At 71.5% G+C, this 18,480-nt stretch carries 22 protein-coding genes and 1 riboswitch; of the genes, 10 read left to right on the forward strand and 12 right to left on the reverse strand.

What is annotated here, in order from left to right:
- The first annotated feature begins 74 nt into the window (after positions 1-74).
- Positions 75-482, forward strand: a complete 408-nt coding sequence (locus OH804_RS00450; protein WP_406061997.1) for a hypothetical protein — start codon at positions 75-77, stop codon at positions 480-482.
- Between the two features lie 313 nt (positions 483-795).
- On the opposite strand, the gene OH804_RS00455 is transcribed toward OH804_RS00450, so the two are convergent.
- The 3 genes from OH804_RS00455 to OH804_RS00465 all read right to left on the reverse strand — a co-directional run bounded on the left by OH804_RS00455 (position 796) and on the right by OH804_RS00465 (position 3,740).
- Entirely contained in the window at positions 796-1,596 is an 801-nt protein-coding gene (locus OH804_RS00455) for an energy-coupling factor transporter transmembrane component T family protein (protein ID WP_406061999.1), read from the reverse strand.
- Positions 1,593-3,023: an ABC transporter ATP-binding protein gene (locus OH804_RS00460; RefSeq protein ID WP_196919262.1), complete on the reverse strand. Its 1,431-nt coding sequence runs from the start codon at positions 3,021-3,023 to the stop codon at positions 1,593-1,595. The genes OH804_RS00455 and OH804_RS00460 overlap by 4 nt, the downstream gene beginning before the upstream one ends.
- A 123-nt stretch (positions 3,024-3,146) precedes the next feature.
- Positions 3,147-3,740, reverse strand: a complete 594-nt coding sequence (locus OH804_RS00465; protein WP_406062001.1) for an ECF transporter S component — start codon at positions 3,738-3,740, stop codon at positions 3,147-3,149.
- A 74-nt stretch (positions 3,741-3,814) separates the two neighbouring features.
- Positions 3,815-3,919: riboswitch (TPP riboswitch) on the reverse strand.
- Positions 3,920-4,026: 107 nt separating this feature from the next.
- On the opposite strand from OH804_RS00465, the gene OH804_RS00470 reads away from it, so the two are divergent.
- The 5 genes from OH804_RS00470 (at position 4,027) to OH804_RS00490 (ending at position 9,182) form a co-directional block, all read left to right on the forward strand.
- A complete protein-coding gene (locus OH804_RS00470) occupies positions 4,027-4,857 on the forward strand; it encodes an alpha/beta fold hydrolase (protein WP_406062003.1) in 831 nt (276 codons plus the stop codon).
- Positions 4,858-4,886: 29 nt separating this feature from the next.
- A complete protein-coding gene (locus OH804_RS00475; RefSeq protein ID WP_406062005.1) occupies positions 4,887-5,693 on the forward strand; it encodes an aminoglycoside N(3)-acetyltransferase in 807 nt (268 codons plus the stop codon).
- Positions 5,690-6,439, forward strand: a complete 750-nt coding sequence (locus tag OH804_RS00480; protein ID WP_406062007.1) for a sugar isomerase domain-containing protein — start codon at positions 5,690-5,692, stop codon at positions 6,437-6,439. Before OH804_RS00475 ends, OH804_RS00480 begins: the two co-directional genes overlap by 4 nt.
- Before the next feature lie 137 nt (positions 6,440-6,576).
- On the forward strand, positions 6,577-7,080 hold the full coding sequence (locus OH804_RS00485) for a DUF6328 family protein (protein ID WP_406062009.1): 504 nt from the start codon (positions 6,577-6,579) through the stop codon (positions 7,078-7,080).
- A 104-nt stretch (positions 7,081-7,184) separates the two neighbouring features.
- A complete protein-coding gene (locus tag OH804_RS00490) occupies positions 7,185-9,182 on the forward strand; it encodes an acyl-CoA dehydrogenase family protein (RefSeq protein WP_406062011.1) in 1,998 nt (665 codons plus the stop codon).
- 25 nt (positions 9,183-9,207) lie between these two features.
- On the opposite strand, the gene OH804_RS00495 is transcribed toward OH804_RS00490, so the two are convergent.
- From OH804_RS00495 to OH804_RS00535, 9 genes are all read right to left on the reverse strand, one after another.
- Positions 9,208-9,375 (reverse strand): hypothetical protein, encoded by a 168-nt coding sequence (locus tag OH804_RS00495; RefSeq protein ID WP_167337361.1) that lies wholly within the window; start codon positions 9,373-9,375, stop codon positions 9,208-9,210.
- Positions 9,376-9,384: 9 nt separating this feature from the next.
- Entirely contained in the window at positions 9,385-9,993 is a 609-nt protein-coding gene (locus OH804_RS00500; RefSeq protein WP_196919255.1) for a hypothetical protein, read from the reverse strand.
- A gap of 115 nt (positions 9,994-10,108) precedes the next feature.
- Positions 10,109-10,912, reverse strand: a complete 804-nt coding sequence (locus OH804_RS00505) for a class I SAM-dependent methyltransferase (protein WP_196919254.1) — start codon at positions 10,910-10,912, stop codon at positions 10,109-10,111.
- Between the two features lie 320 nt (positions 10,913-11,232).
- The gene (locus OH804_RS00510) at positions 11,233-11,631 is read right to left on the reverse strand and encodes a Fur family transcriptional regulator (RefSeq protein ID WP_145792480.1); all 399 of its coding nucleotides are present in this window, start codon (positions 11,629-11,631) and stop codon (positions 11,233-11,235) included.
- Positions 11,628-11,927 (reverse strand): metalloregulator ArsR/SmtB family transcription factor, encoded by a 300-nt coding sequence (locus OH804_RS00515; protein ID WP_030338189.1) that lies wholly within the window; start codon positions 11,925-11,927, stop codon positions 11,628-11,630. Before OH804_RS00515 ends, OH804_RS00510 begins: the two co-directional genes overlap by 4 nt.
- A 43-nt stretch (positions 11,928-11,970) precedes the next feature.
- Positions 11,971-12,837 carry a metal ABC transporter permease gene (locus tag OH804_RS00520; protein ID WP_406062015.1) on the reverse strand — a complete coding sequence of 289 codons (867 nt, stop codon included), beginning with the start codon at positions 12,835-12,837 and terminating at the stop codon, positions 11,971-11,973.
- Between the two features lie 3 nt (positions 12,838-12,840).
- The gene (locus OH804_RS00525; protein WP_196919252.1) at positions 12,841-13,602 is read right to left on the reverse strand and encodes a metal ABC transporter ATP-binding protein; all 762 of its coding nucleotides are present in this window, start codon (positions 13,600-13,602) and stop codon (positions 12,841-12,843) included.
- Positions 13,599-14,543: a metal ABC transporter substrate-binding protein gene (locus OH804_RS00530; RefSeq protein ID WP_406062017.1), complete on the reverse strand. Its 945-nt coding sequence runs from the start codon at positions 14,541-14,543 to the stop codon at positions 13,599-13,601. Before OH804_RS00530 ends, OH804_RS00525 begins: the two co-directional genes overlap by 4 nt.
- Before the next feature lie 54 nt (positions 14,544-14,597).
- Positions 14,598-14,855 carry a hypothetical protein gene (locus tag OH804_RS00535; RefSeq protein WP_030338196.1) on the reverse strand — a complete coding sequence of 86 codons (258 nt, stop codon included), beginning with the start codon at positions 14,853-14,855 and terminating at the stop codon, positions 14,598-14,600.
- A gap of 29 nt (positions 14,856-14,884) precedes the next feature.
- Here OH804_RS00535 and OH804_RS00540 point away from each other — a divergent pair, with 29 nt between their 5' ends.
- The 4 genes from OH804_RS00540 to dusB all read left to right on the forward strand — a co-directional run bounded on the left by OH804_RS00540 (position 14,885) and on the right by dusB (position 18,459).
- Complete coding sequence (locus OH804_RS00540) at positions 14,885-15,226, forward strand: antibiotic biosynthesis monooxygenase (RefSeq protein ID WP_112589142.1); 342 nt, start codon at positions 14,885-14,887, stop codon at positions 15,224-15,226.
- Positions 15,227-15,250: 24 nt separating this feature from the next.
- Positions 15,251-15,730, forward strand: coding sequence for a hypothetical protein (locus OH804_RS00545; protein WP_196919250.1), 480 nt, complete (start codon positions 15,251-15,253; stop codon positions 15,728-15,730).
- A 112-nt stretch (positions 15,731-15,842) separates the two neighbouring features.
- A complete protein-coding gene (locus OH804_RS00550; RefSeq protein WP_196919249.1) occupies positions 15,843-17,222 on the forward strand; it encodes a glycine--tRNA ligase in 1,380 nt (459 codons plus the stop codon).
- Between the two features lie 64 nt (positions 17,223-17,286).
- Positions 17,287-18,459 carry a tRNA dihydrouridine synthase DusB gene (gene dusB, locus OH804_RS00555; protein ID WP_406062021.1) on the forward strand — a complete coding sequence of 391 codons (1,173 nt, stop codon included), beginning with the start codon at positions 17,287-17,289 and terminating at the stop codon, positions 18,457-18,459.
- The last annotated feature ends 21 nt before the right edge of the window (positions 18,460-18,480 follow it).

Consider the following 18,480-nt stretch of genomic DNA (forward strand, 5'->3'; position numbering starts at 1 on the left):
GCGGTCACCAGCCGATCCGACCGACCGCCGCAGCGCGGGACCGGCCGTGCCGGTCGGCATTGAAGGAGGCCCGGATGCCTGCCAGGCGTAACCCGAAGAAGACCCGTACCCCGAGAGCGACGCCGCTCGGCGTCGACCCGGCGGCCGACCACGGCCCGATCCCACCCGCCCTTCCGGCCCTCGACCTCGCTGTCGAACCGGCCCTGCCGGCGGTGCTTGTGGAACCGGGAACGCTGGCCGAGCCGGCGCTGCTGGCGGTGCTCGCCGAGCCGGCACTGCCAGCGGCCGTCCTGGACGAGGTGGCGCTGCCGGTCGACGTGCCGGCAGCGGTCGACGCGCCGACGGTGGGCGACCTGCCGAAGACGACAGCGCGACCATCGGCACCGACGGCCGGCCCGCCGCAGGGTGGCGGCAACCGCTCCGGCGGCGGCCGCAGTCAGCAAGCCGGCCAGGCCCGCCGCTACGCCTTCCGCCGCAGCTGACAGAGCCACCCCACCCAGCCCACCCCACCCAGCCCTCCCAGCCCAGCCCAGCCCAGCCCAGCCCTGCTCCCGCGATCTTGCACTTTCTGCCCTCGCATCACCGGCATATCGGGATGAACCAACGACAGAAACCGCAAGATCGGCGATTGTGGTGCGGGGGTGTCGCGGGGGCGCTGGGTGGGACAGCAACATCAGGGATGTAGGGGTCTCCTTCGCCAGCGAGGCCACTACATCCCTGATGTTGTGCGGATCTTGTGGGCGGGGCAGCGGGCGGGGCAGCGGGCGGGGAGCAGGCGGCGGCGCTGAGTGGGGGTCAGCTGATCAGGGGGCGGAAGGCGCCGACCAGCACACTTGTCGTAAGGGCCGCGCCGGCCAGCGCGACCGCCCCGGCGATGAGCAGTGTGTCGGCAAGGCCGAAACGCTGGTGGCGGGCGACGGTACGAGGTGTGCCGGCGTCGAAGCCCCGCGCGTCCATCGCCACCGCCAACCGGGTGCCTCGACGGATCGCCCCCACCAGCAGCGCGAACGCGGTGGAGGCGAAGAGCCGCAGTTTCGCCACCGGATTGCGTCCCGCGTCGACGCCCCGGGCGCGCCGAGCCATGCTGATCATCTGCCACTCCTGACCGAGCAGCGGCACCAGCCGGAACGCCGCCAGCGCCCCGATGGCGAACCGGGCCGGCGCCTTCGCGTTCTGGATCAACGCGTCGGCCAGGTCGGTGGGGTCGGTGGTCGCGAAGACGATCACACCGGGCAGTGCCACCGCGAACACCCGCAGCACCAGGCCGAGCGCGGTGAGCAGCACTCCGGTGCTCACCAGCACCGGCCCCGCGTCGAGCAGGACCCGGCCGGACCGGTCGGCCGCGAACAGGACCAGGGTGACCAGGATGCCGGCGGCACTGAGCAGCAGTGGCCAGGCCCGACGGGCAAGCACCCGGTAGCGGATGCCGAACAGCGGCAGGACGGCCAGTTCGAGGGCGATGGCGATGGCCGGGGCCACCGGGTCCAGGGTCGACAGCAGGGTGAACGAGAAGACCAGTGCGGCGGCGACCTTCGCCACCGGGTTGCGGCGGGCCAACGGCGCGTCCGGCGCGGCGACCGGCTCGATACTGATCATCGGCCGTCGTCCGGGGCGCGTCGCAGGGTGACGGTGCGGTCGGCGAGCGCGGCCACGAAGTCCGCGTCGTGGGTGACGGTGACCACGCCGTGGCCGGCGTCGCGCAGGTCGGCGAAGAGGTCGACCAGCTCCCGCCAGGTCCGCCGGTCCTGGCCGAAGGTGGGTTCGTCGCAGATCAACAGGCGTGGCGCGGTGGCCAGGGCGGTCGCGACGCTCAGCCGCCGCGCCTCGCCACCGGAGAGGGTGTACGGGTTGGCGGCGGCGAGCCGGGCCAGTCGCAGCCGTTCCAGCAGCCCGGCCACGGTCTCCTTGACGACCGCCTCGGGTTGACCGGTGCGGCGTGGGCCGAGCGCCAACTCGTCGAAGACCGTGCTGGTGACGAACTGGTGCTCCGGATCCTGGAAGACCGACCCGATCCGTCGGGCCAGCGCGGGGGCCCGCCACCGGTGTGGGGGAGTGCGGTGGTCCCGGCCGGCCAACTCGGCGGACGCGGTGACCCGCCCTCTGCCCGGCCGGAGCAGGCCGCCGAGCAGCAACGCCAGGGTGGACTTGCCGGCGCCGTTGGGTCCGCGTACGGCGAGTGCCTCACCGGCGCGTACCGCCAGGTCTGTGGAGCCCAGCCGGGGCGGCAGGCCGAGCCGGTCGGCGGTGAGCAACAGCTCCCCGGGCCCGGCGGTGGCCGCCCGGGGCGCGATGGGGTGACCGGGCACCCAGACCCCCTCGGCGGCCAGGGCGGCGCCGTGGGTGGCGAATACCGCCTCGGGTGTGCCGTCCGCGCGGACGCCGCCACCCGGTTCCAGGACGACCACCCGGTCGACAAGCGGCAGCGCCTCGGCGACCCGGTGCTCGACCAGGATCAGCGTGGTGTCGGCGTCCAGTGCACCTGCCACCGCGCGCCGGACCAGGTCGGCCCCGGCCGGGTCGAGGTTGGCGGTCGGCTCGTCGAGCAGCAGCAGGGCGGGGCGCAGGGCCAGCGCGCCGGCCAGGGCGAGGCGTTGCTGCTCGCCGCCGGAGAGCGCCGCGGTGTGGCGGTCCCGGGGGTACGGGAAGCCGACCCGGTGCAGCGCCTCGTCCACCCGGGGCCAGATCTCGTCGGCCGGCACGCCCCGGTTCTCCAGCCCGAACGCGACGTCGTCGCCGCAGCGCGCCATCACCAGTTGGGTCTCCGGGTCCTGGAAGACGATGCCGACCCGTTCCCGCCCCTTGCGCGGGTCGAGCCCGTCGATCTCGACGGTGCCCTCCTGCTCGCCGGAGTCCTCGGGGAGCAGCCCGGCCAGCGCGCTGAGCAGTGTGCTCTTGCCGGCCCCGGACGGTCCGAGAAGCAGAACCCGCTCCCCAGCCTCAACCCGCAGGTCAACCCCGCGAACGGCCCAGGCGCGCCGCCCAGCGTGCCGCCACCCGAACCCCCGCAGCAAAACCCCGCCCACCGACCCACCCCCTCCACCCAACCGCGCGCCCCGCCTAACCCTGCACGGTCGATCATGAGGTTGACGGCGGTTATGAAGATCCATCCGCCCGTCAACCTCATGATCGACGCGAGTGGGTGGGGGTTAGATCAGGGCTCGGTTTCGGCCTGCGGGGAAGCGGTCCAGGACGCCGGTGTTGGCCAGGGCGTTGGTGAGCAGCCAGCCGCCGGCGCCGGCGATCACGGTGGCGCTGACGATGGTGAGCAGCGCGTACGGGATGCGGTAGTCGGTCAGCGCGTAGTCGACGTTCCAGACGAAGAAGTCGAACAACGCGGCGCTGAGGCCGGTCAGCGCACCGGCGAACACAGCGGTCGGCAGCCGGAACGACCGGTACCGGAAGGCGGCGAAGGCCAACTCGGCGCCGATGCCCTGCACGATGCCCTGCGGGATCACCGTGCCGGCCCACTGGCTGCCCAGCAGCGCGGACAGCACCGCGGCCACCGTCTCGCAGTAGAGCGCGGCGCCGGGCTTGCGGATGACCAGCCCACCGATCACCGCCGGCATCAGCCAGACGCCGTAGAGCAGCGTCTGCGCCGGCGGGAAGAAGGCGAACGCGCCCTCGGTGGCGCTCCAGACCAGGCCCCAGGCCCAGAAGATGACGCCGAAGGCGACAGCGATCACCGAGGCGACCACGATGTCGATGGTGCGCCAACGGTTGGTGTCGCTGGTGGATTTCATGTTTGCTCCCAGTTCAAGTGAAGAGAACCAGGAGAAGACGCACGCCGCGTCCGGTGGCACCGGACTGCGGCGCGGCTGGAGGTCGACCGAACTCCCTGCGCTGGCATTACCCAGATCAGGTTCGAGGGTCTGCGGGCGTGCCCGCACTCTCAGCGCTGTGCGCTCCCCTGTCGGATATGAAGTTGTCTCGCTGACGCTAACACCGACCGGGGTCGCGGGCCCAGCAGGGCATCCGCCTGACCTGCGGGAGGGGCCGGCCCGCCGCCGGCTGGGTACGCTTCCGATCATGCGGGTTGACGGGCGAGGCTTCACGTTCGAGGTGACCGTCGGCGGTCCGACGGACGGCGTACCCGTCCTGCTGCTGCACGGCTTCCCGCAGCACAGCGGCGAGTGGGACGACGTGGTACCGGCGCTGCACGCCGCTGGGCTGCGCACGTACGCGCTGGACCAGCGCGGTTACTCACCCGGGGCGCGGCCCACGGCGGTGGCCGACTACCGGATCCCCGAGCTCGTCACCGACGTGGTGGCGGTGCTCGACGCGCTCGGGCTGGACGCCGCCCACCTGGTCGGCCACGACTGGGGCGCTGTCGTGGCCTGGGCGGTCGCCGCCCGGCACCCCGAGCGGGTCCACACGCTGACCGCGGTGTCCGTACCGCATCCGGCGGCCATGGCGCACGCCCTGAGCACCGACGCCCAACAGAAGGCCCGCTCGTCGTACATCGCGCTGTTCCGCAAGCCGGACAAGGCGGAGAAGGTGCTGCTGGCGTGGCACGCCACCGCGCTGCGCAAGCTGCTCGGCGGGGTGGGCGACACCTCCCGGGTGAACCGGTACGCCGACCCGATGCGGGAGCCGGGGGCGCTCACGGCCGCGCTGAACTGGTACCGGGCGATGTCCCGCGCCGACCTGGCCGGCGTCGGCCCGGTCGCGGTGCCCACCACGTACGTCTGGAGTGACAGCGACGTCGCCATCGGCCGGACCGCCGCCGAGGCGTGCGCGGAGAACGTCACCGGCGACTACCGCTTCGTGCAGCTGCCCGGGGTGAGTCACTGGATCCCGGACGCCGCGCCGGCCCCGCTCGCCGAGGCGATCCTGGCCCGAGCCGGCGGAACGGCCTGAGCCGTGCGGGCCGGCGAGGAAAAGCCATCGTGACGACGGACGCCAGCGGGCCGGGCAGCCGTCGCTCGGTCGCCGCGCAGCTGCGCGTGCTCGGCGTACGCCCCGGCTCGACGCTGCTGGTGCACGCCGCGCTGCGTCCCCTGGGCTTCGTCAGCGGCGGCCCGCACGCGATGGTGCTCGCCCTGCGCGACGCGCTCGGCCCGGACGGCACGATCGTCGTGCCCACCCACACGCCCGACAACAGCGACCCCGCGCAGTGGCGCAACCCGCCGGTGCCAGCGGGCTGGTGGCCGCTGATCCGCTCGGAGATGCCGGGCTTCGACCCGGCGGTCACGCCGAGCCGGTTCATGGGTGCGCTCGCCGAGACGGTCCGTGGCTGGCCCGGCGCCCTGCGCAGCTCGCATCCGCACGTGTCGTTCGCCGCGCTCGGGCCGGCCGCCGAACAGGTGGTGGCAGGGCACACCCTGGCGGACATGCTCGGCGAGGGCTCCCCGCTGGCGCGCCTCTACGACCTGGACGCCGACGTGTTGCTCCTCGGCGTGGACCACTCGGTGAGCACCTCGCTGCACCTGGCCGAGTACCGCTGCCCCGGCTCGCCCCGGGAGCGACTCGGTGCCGCCGTGCGTACCGCCGACGGTGGCCGGGAATGGGTGTGGTGGCAGGACGTACGACTCGACGCGGACGACTTCGCCGTGTTGGGCGAGGACCTGGAGGCCACCGGGGTGGTACGCACCGCACCGGTCGGCACCGGGACCGGCAGGTTGATGCGCCAGCGGGCGGCGGTCGACTTCGCGGTTCGTTGGCTGGCCCGCAATCGAACGACGGAGGACGTATGACGGTGAGTGCCGAGGACTACCTGGCCGTGGTGACCGAGACGATCGGCCGGGTGGCCGCCAGTCAGCGGGAGGCGGTGGGGCGGGCCGCCGACCTGATCGCCGAGGCCGTCCGGGCCGACGGCGTGGTGCACGCCTTCGGCACCGGGCACTCGGAGGCCCTCGCCATGGAGATCGCCGGACGGGCCGGCGGTCTCGTGCCGACCAACCGGATCGCCCTACGCGACCTGGTGCTGCTCGGCGGCGAACCGGCCGAACGGCTCGGCCCGCTGCTGGAACGGGACCCGGCCGTCGCGCACCGCCTCTACGAGCTGGCCCCGGTGCGCCCCACCGACGTCTTCGTGCTCGCCTCGAACTCCGGGGTCAACGGCGCGATGGTGGAGTTCGCCACGCTGGTGAAGGAGCACGGTCACGGGCTGGTGGCGATCACCTCGGCCCAGCACTCCGGCCGGATGACCTCCCGGCACCCGTCCGGCCGCAAGCTGAGCGACCTCGCCGACGTGGTGCTCGACAACGGCGCGCCGTACGGCGACGCAACGCTGCCCCTGCCCGGCGGCGGCGCGGTCGGCGCGGTCTCCTCGATCACCGCGGCGCTGCTGGCCCAGCAGGTGACAGTGGAGGTGGTGGCGCGGTTGTTGGCGGCGGGGGAGCGGCCCCCGGTCTACCTGTCGGCGAACATCCCGGACGGCGACGCGCACAACAACGAGCTGGAAGCGCGGTACGCGGGCCGGATCCGACGCGGGTCCTGACGCCTCTGGCGGCCGACTTGCGTCCCGGAAATGAACGGCAGATGTCGTGAACCTGTTTCGCGCTCGGCCGGGTGGGGCATTGGCGTTGCTGCCGGCGGCCGGGACCGCCGGCAGTAGCGTCTCACCGGAGGTAGCGCGTGTCCAAGGAGACCGAGAAGCAGCGCTGGCAGCGCAACTTCGCCGACCTGCTGCAGGAGTTGCGGGTCGCCCAGACCGGCGTGCAGATCCTCTTCGCCTTCCTGCTCACCCTGCCGTTCAGTAACGGGTTCACCAGGACCACGGAGTTTCAGCGGGACGTCTACATCGTGGCGTTGCTCGCGGCGGCGGCCGCCACCGCGCTGATCATCTCGCCGGTGGCGTTCCACCGGGCGCTGTTCCGGCAGGGGCGCAAACCGGAGCTGGTCCGTTTCGCGCACCGGATGGCCACCGGCGGCCTCGCCTTCATGCTGATCGCGATGGTCAGCGCGGTGCTGCTGATCACCGACTTCGTGCTGGACCGGCCGATCGCCTTCGTGCTCAGCGCCTTGGCCGGAATCTGGTTCCTCACGTTCTGGGTGGCCCTGCCGTTCGCCCGGCGCAACTGGGGTGAGGACGACATCGACGACGATGACGACGACCCGGACACGATCAACGGCCGCTGACCAGGCCGATCTTCACGCAGCGCTACCCCTGGGTAACAACCGGGGGTAGCGTGGCGGTAGTCGCGCACGTCGACGCAGCCGCACCGAGCTTCGAGGGGGCAGCCGTGACCACGACGCAGGACGGCCGACCGGCACCGGACGGCCCCGACTCCGAAACCACGGCCGGTGCCGCCGCGCCGCTGCCCGCGGAAGCCGGGCAGGTCACCGAGAAGGAGGCCCGGCAGGTCGCCGAGGCCGCCCGCGAGTCCACCTGGGACCGGCCCAGCTTCGGCAAGGAGCTGTTCCTCGGCCGGTTCCGGCTCGACCTCATCGACCCGTGGCCCCAATCCGATCCGGACGACGTGGCGCGCGCGGAGAAGTTCCTTGCTCGGTTCCGCGCCTTCCTGACCTCCGAGGTGGATGGCGAGGCCATCGAACGGGACGCGTCCATACCCGACTCGGTGTTCCACGGCCTGGCCGACCTCGGCGCGTTCGGCATGAAGATCGACCGGAAGTACGGCGGGCTCGGGCTGAGCAACCTGCACTACTGCCGGGCGCTCATGCTCGCCGGCTCGGTCAGCCCGGCCATCGGCGCGCTGCTCTCGGCGCACCAGTCGATCGGGGTGCCACAGCCGCTGAAGATGTTCGGCACCGCCGAGCAGAAACAACGCTTCCTGCCCCGGCTCGCCGCAGGCGAGGTGTCCGCGTTCCTGCTCACCGAGCCCGACGTCGGCTCCGACCCGGCCCGGCTGGGCACCATCGCCGAGCCCACCGAGGACGGCACCGGTTACCGGCTCAACGGGGTGAAGCTCTGGGCCACCAACGGCATCGTGGCCACCCTGCTGGTGGTGATGGCCCGGGTGCCCGCCACGGAGGGACGTCGCGGCGGGATCACCGCGTTCGTGGTGGACGGCGACAGCCCCGGCATCACCGTCGAGCGGCGCAACGAGTTCATCGGCCTGCGCGGGCTGGAGAACAGCCTGACCCGGTTCCACGACGTGATCGTCCCCGCCGAGAACGTCATCGGCGGCGAGGGCAAGGGGCTGAAGATCGCCCTGACCACTCTGAACACCGGCCGGCTCTCGCTGCCCGCCATGTGCGTGGGCGCCGGCAAGTGGGCGTTGAACGTGGCCCGGGGCTGGGCCGCCGATCGGGTCCAGTGGGGACGGCCGGTCGGCGAGCACGAGGCGGTCGCGCAGAAGCTCTCCTTCATCGCCGCCACCACGTACGGCATGGAAACCATGCTCGACCTCTGCTGCCTGCTCGCCGACGAGGACCGCAACGACATCCGGATCGAAGCGGCGCTGGTCAAGCTGTACGCCAGCGAGATGGCCTGGAAGATCGCCGACGAGTTGATCCAGATCCGGGGCGGACGAGGCTACGAGACGGCCGACTCACTGGCCGCCCGCGGCGAACGCCCGGCCGCCGTCGAGCAGATGCTGCGCGACCTGCGGATCAACCGGATCTTCGAGGGCTCCACCGAGATCATGCACCTGCTGATCGCGCGGGAGGCGGTCGACGCCCACCTGTCGGTGGCCGGCGACATCATCGACCCGGACGCGGGGCTGGGCCGCAAGGCCCGAGCCGGCGCGCGAGCGGGCGCCTTCTACGCGAAGTGGCTACCCACCCTGGCCGTGGGCCGGGGGCAGAGCCCGTCGGCGTACGCCGACTTCGGCCCGCTCGCCGCGCACCTGCGGCAGGTGGAGCGCTCGTCGCGCAAGCTGGCCCGGTCGACGTTCTACGCGATGTCCCGCTGGCAGGGAAAGATGGAGCGGAAGCAGGCGTTCCTCGGCCGGGTGGTGGACATCGGGGCCGAGTTGTTCGCGATGTCAGCGGTCTGCGTCCGGGCCACCGCCGAACGGGACAGCCGCCCGGAGAACGTCGAGCTGGCCGACCTGTTCTGCCGACAGGCGCGGGTGCGGGTGGACGCCCTGTTCGCCGCACTCTGGGACAACACCGACTCGGTCGACACCGCCGCCGCGAAGCGCATCCTCGCCGGCCGCTACGCGGGCCTGGAGGAGGGTGTGCTCACCCCGTCCGACGAGCTGCCCTGGGTGGCCCAGTGGTCGCCCGGCCCGTCCACCGCCGAGGACGTCCGCCGCCGCATCCCCCCGAAGCCGTAAACCCCGCCGCGCGGGCTGACGCGGATCAGCGGGAGACCGCCCAGGCCAGCACTCCCGCCAGGATCAGACCGTTGAGCCCGGCCAGGGCCAGGTACGCCGCAGGTGGGATCTTCTTGCCCCGGCGTACGAAGGAGACCAGGACGGCGGCGTAGCCGAGCAGCAGGACGGCGATGACGACAAGGAAGTAGAACACCCGACGACCTTAGCGGCCCCGGCCGCGGAGGCCGAGTTGGCGCAGCTCCAGGGCGGCCAGGGCGTCGACTGTCGCGTCGTCGCCGCGCCGCCACGCCTCGGCGACGTCCGGACCGATCCGGGTCAGTTTGCCCAGTGGCTGGGTGGCCAGCGCGCGCAGGGCGAGCAGGTCCCGGCCGGCTGGCCCGGCAGCCAGCTTCGTCGCCGATCCGGCCCGGCGCATCCAGCGGACCCGCAGCGGCAGCCAGCCGAACAGCACGATGCCGAGTGGGAAGATCAGCACCGCGATGGCGAGGGCCAGGGCGAGCTGGTCGACCAATTGCTGCTGGTCGCGGCCGGCGTCGGCGAGCGATCGGGCGGCGTCGGCGGCGCGCTGGAACGGTGCGGTGAGTTCGTCGCCGACCAGTGGCACCCGGCCGACCTTGCTGCCGGCGTCGCCCAGGTTGTCGGCGAGCCCGCTGCCGGCGCCCTCCAACTTCTGCCCCGGCACGGCGAGCTTCTGCACCAGGTCGTGCAGCCACAGCGCGCCGCGGATCGCCACGTACACCCAGGCGACGACGAGCAGATCGGTGAGCAACTGACGGGCGGCGGTCGGGAACCGATCGGCATAGATTTTCACGTCGGCCAGCGTGCCACGAACGGACGCGGCGGGGCACCCGTCGGCGTTCAACCAGGACTTGGCCGAATGCACGTGCACTCTGGTGAATCCGACGACCGCTACCGATGGAAGCGATTCACCGGACACGTTCGGCGAGCCTCAGCTCAGTCAGGTAGCGCTTGACTACTTGGCCCCCGTAGTTGACGTCGATGAGCCGCGCGATGGAGTTCAGCAATGCGCTCTGCTGCGCGTCCGGCAAGGCACGGTGGCCGGAGTAGGTCAACAGCAGATCCAGGTAGTCCGCTGTCGAGTACGGCAACTCCCACTCGTATCGGTAGAAGCTCGCAGGCCCGAACCGCTCCGACGAGGTCAGCTCCCGATCGTCCTCCGGAATGTCTGGAGCACCTTCAAGACGCAGGCCCGGTGGGGTCGACGGATCGAAGCGCTCGTAAAGCTTCTGAATCTCAACGAAGAACGCCTCGGTCCAGGTGCCACCGGCGATGTGGTGGGTTCCCACGGTGGCCAGCAGACCACCGAGACGCAAGGCGTCAGCAGACTTCGACACCCGCACGGCCGGATCGATCCAGTGAAACGCCGTCGCGGAGAGGACCACGTCGAACGGTTCCGCAGGCAAGGGCCACTCCTCGAACGCTGCCGTCACCACCTCCACCGAGTCGGAGCCGGCAAGGTTTCGCCGAGCCACAGCAGCCATGTCTGCGCCCAACTCGACGGCCACGATCCGGTAGCCCCGTTCCGCCAGCGGCACGGTCGCCTGCCCGGTGCCACAGCCGATCTCCAACACCCTTGCATCGGGCGCTACGCCGGCCGCAGCGAGATCATCGAACATCTGTGCCGGGTACCGGGGCCGCGCACGGTCATACCGTTCAGCGTCCTCGTTGAAGGTTTCTCGCAGCCTCACGTAGTCATTGCTCTCGCTCACCCAGAGAGAGTACGAGTGCCGCTCCTACGGCAGGCACTCAATTCTCAATACCTGGCTCGCCGGGGCGCTGCAGCTCGCCCGCCTGCCGATCGTTACCGGAAATTCGCAACAACGTGCCACTTCAAGGCCGGCGGATCCCATGGGATCAGATTGAAGCACAGCAATGTAATGCGACGTTTCGGCGTGTAAACGCAGGCAGAGCGGTCCCTGGCATTCTGGGGCGAGGACCTTCGCGTGTCAGGGCTGCGCGGCGCGTGGTCAGCAACGGGGATCGGGCGTTCTGTTGGACCAGTCGCGTTGGACGAGGGCCGTGCGCCGGGTCAGCGGACGCAGGTCGGGCAGGTGCCGAAGATCTCCAGGGTGTGGCTGACGTCGGCGTAGCCGTGCTGCGCGGCGACCCGGTCGGCCCAGCTCTCCACGGCGGGGCCGGCCACCTCGACCGTACGCCCACACACCCGGCAGACCAGGTGATGGTGGTGCCCCTCGCTGCACCGGCGGTAGAGGTGCTCGCCGCCCGGCGGACGCATCACGTCGATCTCACCGGCGTCGGCGAGCCCCTGGAGGGTGCGGTAGACGGTGGTCAGGCCGACCCGCTCGCCGCGCTGCCGCAGCATCGCGTGCAGGTCCTGGGCGCTGTGGAAGCCCTCCATCTCGCCCAGCAGCGCGCTTACCGCCGAACGCTGCCGGGTGTTGCGCACCGCGGCGCTGCTCTCGCTCATGATCCCTCCCCGGCGTGACTGACCGCGTCCGCCACGATGTGCGCGACGTGCTCGTCGACCAGGCTGTAGGCGATCTCCCGGCCTCGACGGGAGCCGCGCACCACGCCCGCCCCGCGCAGCACCCGCAGGTGCTGGGAGACCAGTGGTTGCGCCGCGCCGAGCTTCTCCACCAACTCGTGCACGCACCGCTCGCCGCCGGCCAGCTCACTGACGATCGCCAGCCGGATGGGCGCGGACAGGGCGCGGAGCAACTCGCTGGCCCCGTCGAACCCGTCGTAGCCTGTCGCGCTGGTCATTCCGCAACGGTAACCAATACCACCGACGTCCCGCTGATCAGGCTCAGCTCAGCACGACCTCGTGCGGTTCCGGTGCCGGCGCGGCGGTCGGCGTCGTCCGGCGGCGTACGACCCGCCAGACCGCCCCGGCCACGGCCACCACCAGGAACGAGGCGATCGCCACCAGCACCACCGAGGCGCCCGGCGCGGTGTCCGCCGTGGCCGCCACCCAGACACCCGAGCCGGCGGCGAAGAGCCCGAGCGCCATGGCGGCGGCCATCGTGCTGCGGAAGCCCCGGGTGACCTGCTGGGCGGTGGCGACCGGCACCACCATCAACGCGCTGATCAGCAGCACTCCGACGGCCCGCATGGCGATGGTCACGGTGACCGCGGTGGCGACCGCGATCAGCAGGTTCAGGGTGCGGACCGGCAGGCCGGAGACCCGGGCGTACTCCTCGTCGTGGCTGACCGCGAAGAGCGCCGGCCGCAACGCGATCATCGTGACCAGGATCGCCGCGCCGAGCACCGCGATGGTGGTCAGGTCGGCGGGCGAGATGGTGGTCAGCGACCCGAACAGGTAGGCGTTGAGGTTCGCGCTGGTCGCGTCGGAGAGGCCGACCAGGAGTACGCCACCGGCGATGCCGCCGTAGAAGAGCAGGGCCAGGGCCAGGTCACCGGAGGTACGCCCACGGGCACGGACGACCTCGATGGCGATCGCGCCGAGGGTGGCGGCGATCACCGCGACCAGCACCGGCGAGCGGTTGAGCAGCAGCCCCGCCCCGACACCGGTCAGCGCCACGTGCCCCACCCCGTCGCCGATCAACGCCAGCCGGCGCTGCACCAGGTAGATGCCGAGCGCCGGCGCGGCCAGGCCGATCACCAGCGCGCCGATCAGGGCGCGCTGCATGTAGGGGTACTGGAAGAGTTCCATCTGTCAGTTGCTCCACAGCCCGGCGGGCTCGTCGTAGCAGTGCGGGTGCACGTGGTCGTGGTCGGGCTCCGCGTGATGGCCGGCCGGGTCCGGCACCGCGCCGTCGTGCGCGATGCGACCCTCGTGGACGACGACAGCCCGGCTGATCACCGGTCGCAGCGGGCCCAGTTCGTGGGCGACCAGCAGCACCGTTCCGCCGTCGGCGACGAAGTCGCGCAGCGCGCCGGCGAACGCCTCCTGGCTTGCCGCGTCCACCCCGGCGGTGGGCTCGTCGAGGACCAGCAGTTCGGGCTGGCCGGCCAGGGCGCGGGCGATCAGGGTGCGCTGCTGCTGGCCGCCGGAGAGCGTGGACACCGGGTCACCTGCCCGGTCGGCGAGCCCGACGGCGCGCAGCGCGTCGTCGACGGCGGACCGGTCGGCCCGACCCGGCGGACGCAGCACCCCGCGACGGGCCAGCCGGCCGGAGGCCACCACCTCGCGGACGGTGGCCGGCACGCCGCCGCCGGCGCCCAGGCGCTGCGGGACGTACCCGATGCGCGCCCACTGCCGGAAACGGCGCAACGGCCGGTCGAAGAGGGTGACCGAGCCGGCGCTGATCGGCACCAGCCCGAGCACGGCGCGGATCAGGGTGGACTTGCCGGAGCCGTTGGCGCCGAGGATCGCGACCACCTCGCCGGCGGTGACGGTGAGCGAGATGTCCCGGAGCACGGGGCGGCCGTCGTAGCCGACCACCCCGTGCTCGACGGTGATGACAGGTGAGGTCACGAGCAGCTCAAGGCCGTCTGCAGGGTCCGCAGGTTGGTGCGCATCACCGAAAGGTAGTCCCCGTTGCTGCCGGCGGCGAGCCCTTCGATCGGGTCGAGCACTGCGGTCTTCGCGCCGACCTGACCGGCGATGGTCTCGGCCACCTTCGGGCTGACCAGGGTCTCGAAGAAGATCGTGGTGGCCTGGTGCTCCTTCGCCTCCTCGATCACGTGCGCGAGGCGCTGCGGCGAGGGCTCGACGTCCGGGCTCAGCCCGGTGATGCCGACCTGGTCGAGCTGGTACCGGTCGGCGAGGTAGCCGAACGCGGCGTGGCTGGTCACGATCTCCCGCCGCTGGCAGGTCGCCAGACCGTTCTTGAACTCGCCGTCAAGGGTCGTCAGGTCGGCGCGCAGGGCGGTCGCCCGGGCGGTGTAGTCGGCGGCGTGGTCCGGGTCGGCCTTGCCGAGCCGCTGGGCGAGCTGGTCGCCGATGCCGGCCAGCCGGCTCGGGTCGAGCCAGACGTGCGGGTCCTTGCCGCCGCTCTCCTCGGCGTGCCCCTCCTCGCCCTCGTGGTTGTGCCCGCCGGCGGACGCGTCCAACAGCGGCTGCACGGTGGTCACGTCGAACGCCCGGTCGCCGCCGTTCTGGGCCACTGCGTCGTCCACCGCCGGCTGGAACCCCTTGAGGTAGACGATCAGCTCCGCGTCGCTGACCTGACCGACCTGGCTCGGGTTGAGTTCCAGGTCGTGCGGCTCGGCGCCGGGCTTGGCCAGGTTGGTCACCCGGACCGCGTCGCCGCCGATCCGTTCGGCCAGGAACTGGAGGGGGTAGAACGCGGCCACCACGTCGACTCGCTGAGGGTCGGCGCCGGCGGCGCCTCCGGTGGAGCAGCCGGCCCCGGCGCCCAGGGCGAGGAGGGCGGTCGTGGCGGCCAGGACACGGTACGTGGCGCGGTTGGTCATGTCATCAACTGTCCGTGGCAACGATAATGATTGTCAAAAACGCATGATTGCATGTCAGAGGAGCTTCGCGAGGCCCACCGTCACCAGCAGGGTCAGCATCACCAGTCGGATCAGCCGGGTCTGCGGCGCCTGAACCGCCCAGGTCGTCGCCAACAGGGCGATCAGGACCCCGGCGAGCGCGAGCGTCAACAGCCCGCCGATCACCCCGGGGGTGAAGAACGCCACCAGCACCACCACCAGGGTGAGCAGGAACACCGACGTCGGGTTCGCCCCGGCCAACCGGGCGAGCAGAGGGCGCTGCGTACGCTGCATCCCACAGACTCTACGAGGAGGAACCCCCGGTGCTGGTGACCAACCGGTTCGTGGTCGACGTCGATGCCGCCGACGGCTTCACCGAACGGGCGCACGCCGCCCTCACCGCGCTGGCCGCCCGACCCGGCTACCTGCGCGGTCAACTGGTCCGGGCGCTCGACGACCCCCGGCACTGGTCACTGGTCACCGAATGGGAGTCGGTCGGCACGTACCGGCGGGCGCTGGGCGCCTTCGAGGTCAAGGTCAGCGCCGTGCCGTTGCTCGCGGAGTCCGTCGACGAACCCTCCGCCTACGAGGCGCTGGCCACCGCCGCCCCCGGCGGGGCCGTGGTCGTCGCCGAGAGTGATCGGGCTGCGGGTCCTTACCGCTGAGCCGCCGGACACTACGCTGCTCCTATGACCGCACCCGCCCCGCCACCCGGTCCCGGGGTGGCTCCGCCGTTCGCCGCGCCGCCCACCGAGGGCCGCCGGAACCGGCTCTGGATCGGCCTCGGCGTCGGCGCGCTCGCCGTGGTGCTCTGCTGCGGCGGGGGTGGCACCGCCGTCGTCGGCCTGGCCGTCAGCGGAGTCCAGGCGATCCGGGAACAGGCCCACACCGTCACCAGCGACTACTACCAGGCGCTGGTCGAGCGGAACTACGGGCGGGCGTACGACCAGTTGTGCGACGACGCGCAGCGGCGTGAGTCCCGACCGGAGTTCGAGCGACGCGCCGCCGCCGAACCGCAGGTGACCGCGTTCCGGGTGGGCGAGGTGGACCAGACCTACCTGACCGTGCCGGTCGACGTGACCCTCGACGGCGGTGACCGGGAGCGGCAGCAGGTCAGCCTCGGCCAGGACGGGCAGACCGGGGGCGTGGAGGTCTGCGAGGTCAACTGACCCGCCACCGGTATTCTGCTGGGCTCGGGGGGACGGTGGTCGTACCGTTGTCCCGAACCGACCGTTCCATCCATCTCGCCCCCGCCGACCGCCAGCCGGCGTAGGAGGAAACATGCCAGCCGACCGTATCGACGCCGTCGTCAGCCTCGCCAAGCGCCGAGGCTTCGTCTTCCCCTCCAGTGAGATCTACGGAGGCACCCGATCGGCGTGGGACTACGGTCCGCTCGGCGTGGAGCTCAAGGAGAACGTCCGCCGGCAGTGGTGGAAGAACATGGTCCAGCAGCGCGACGACGTCGTCGGCCTGGACTCCGCGGTGATCCTGGCCCGCAAGGTGTGGGAGGCGTCTGGTCACATCGCCGAGTTCGTCGACCCGCTCACCGAGTGCCAGTTCTGTCACAAGCGGTTCCGGGCGGACCACCTGGAAGAGGCGTACGCCGAGAAGCACGGCAAGCCGCTGACCTCCCTGGCGGAGCTGAACTGCCCCAACTGCGGCAACAAGGGCACCTTCACCGAGCCGAAGATGTTCAACGGCCTGATGAAGACCTACCTGGGCCCGGTGGAGAGCGACGAAGGGCTGCACTACCTGCGCCCGGAGACCGCGCAGGGCATCTTCGTCAACTACAAGAACGTGGAGACGGTCGCCCGTAAGAAGCCGCCGTTCGGCATCGCGCAGACCGGCAAGTCGTTCCGCAACGAGATCACCCCGGGTAACTTCATCTTCCGGACCCGCGAGTTCGAGCAGATGGAGATGGAGTTCTTCGTCGAGCCGGGCACCGACGAGCAGTGGCACGAGTACTGGCTCCAGGAGCGCTGGAACTGGTACCTCGACCTCGGCCTCTCGGCGGACAATCTGCGGCTCTTCGAGCACCCCAAGGAGAAGTTGTCGCACTACTCGAAGCGGACTGTCGACATCGAGTACCGCTTCCAGTTCGGCGGCACCGAGTTCGCCGAGCTGGAGGGTGTCGCCAACCGCACCGACTTCGACCTCTCCACGCACAGCAAGCACTCCGGCGTCGACCTGTCGTACTTCGACCAGAGCAAGAGTGAGCGCTGGATGCCGTACGTCATCGAGCCGGCCGCGGGTCTGACCCGCGCGGTGCTCGCCTTCCTGCTGGAGGCGTACGACGAGGACGAGGCGCCGAACACCAAGGGCGGCGTGGACAAGCGCACCGTCATGCGGTTCGACCCACGGCTCGCCCCGGTCAAGGTGGCGGTGCTGCCGCTGTCCCGCAACGAGGCGCTGTCGCCCAAGGCCAAGGACCTCGCGACGCTGCTGCGCAAGCGCTGGGTGGTGGAGTTCGACGACTCGCAGGCGATCGGGCGTCGCTACCGCCGGCAGGACGAGATCGGCACCCCGTTCTGCGTGACTGTCGACTTCGACACCCTGGACGACAACGCGGTGACGGTGCGCAACCGGGACACCATGGCCCAGGAGCGCGTCTCCCTGGACCAGGTCGAGCGCTACCTGATCGAGCGTCTCCCCGGCTGCTGAGACTCTGCGCACGGGGCCTCGGCCGACGCGATAAGCGCCGGTCGGGGCCCCGTACACTTGTCCGGTGACTGCCTCGACCGTGCCCGCGCTGCGCCCGCTGACTCTCGGCCAGCACCAGGTGTGGCCGCCGGTCGTCCTCGCGCCGATGGCCGGAATCACCAACATCGGGTTCCGTCGGCTCTGCCGCGAGCAGGGCGGCGGCATCTACGTCTGCGAGATGATCACCACTCGGGCGCTGGTCGAGCGCAACCCGAAGACACTGCGCATGATCGCTTTCGGCGACGACGAGAAGCCCCGCAGCCTCCAGCTCTACGGCACCGATCCGGAGATCACCGCCGCCGCCGTGCGGATCGTCGTCGAGCGCAACCTGGCCGATCACATCGACCTCAACTTCGGCTGCCCCGTACCCAAGGTCACCCGGCGTGGCGGCGGCGCGGCGCTACCGTGGCGGCGCCGGCTCTTCGCGCGGCTCGTGCGGGCCGCGGTGGCTGCCGCGTCACCGTCCGGCGTGCCGGTCACTGTCAAGATGCGCAAGGGCATCGACGACGACCACCTGACGTACGTCGAAGCCGGGCTCGCCGCCCAGGAGGCCGGCGTGGCCGCGGTGGCCCTGCACGGGCGGACGGCGTCGCAGCGTTACTCGGGCACCGCCGACTGGGACGCGATCGCCACGCTGAAGCAGGCCCTCGACGTGCCGGTGCTCGGCAACGGCGACATCTGGGAGGCCGACGACGCGCTGCGCATGGTTGCCCACACCGGCGTCGACGGCGTGGTCATCGGGCGCGGCTGCCTGGGCCGACCGTGGCTCTTCGCCGACCTGGAGGCCGCGTTCAACGGTCGGTCGGACCGACGGCTGCCCACCCTCGGCGAGGTGGCGGTGACCATGCGCCGGCACGCCGAGCTGCTTGTCGACCAGTTCTCGGCCGGCGCCCGCAACCCGGCCCGAGGCGAACGGGACGGTTGCACCGACTTCCGCAAGCATGTCGCCTGGTATCTCAAGGGCTTCCCGGTCGGCGGCGAGCTGCGTCGCTCGCTGGCGATGATCGAAAGCCTGGCCCAGCTCGACGACCTGCTCGGCAAGCTCGACCCGGCGGAACCGTTCCCGGTGACCGCCCTCGGGCAGCCGCGTGGGCGTACGAACTCACCCGGCAAGGTCTTCCTGCCTGAGGGCTGGCTGGCCAGCCGGGACGACGACACGGTCCCCGAGGGCGCCGAGATGGACGACTCCGGCGGCTGAGCCGTCGGCCCGTCGAGCAGA

It is taken from the genome of Micromonospora sp. NBC_00860 (assembly GCF_045207375.1).
Taxonomy (GTDB): Bacteria; Actinomycetota; Actinomycetes; order Mycobacteriales; family Micromonosporaceae; genus Micromonospora; species Micromonospora vinacea.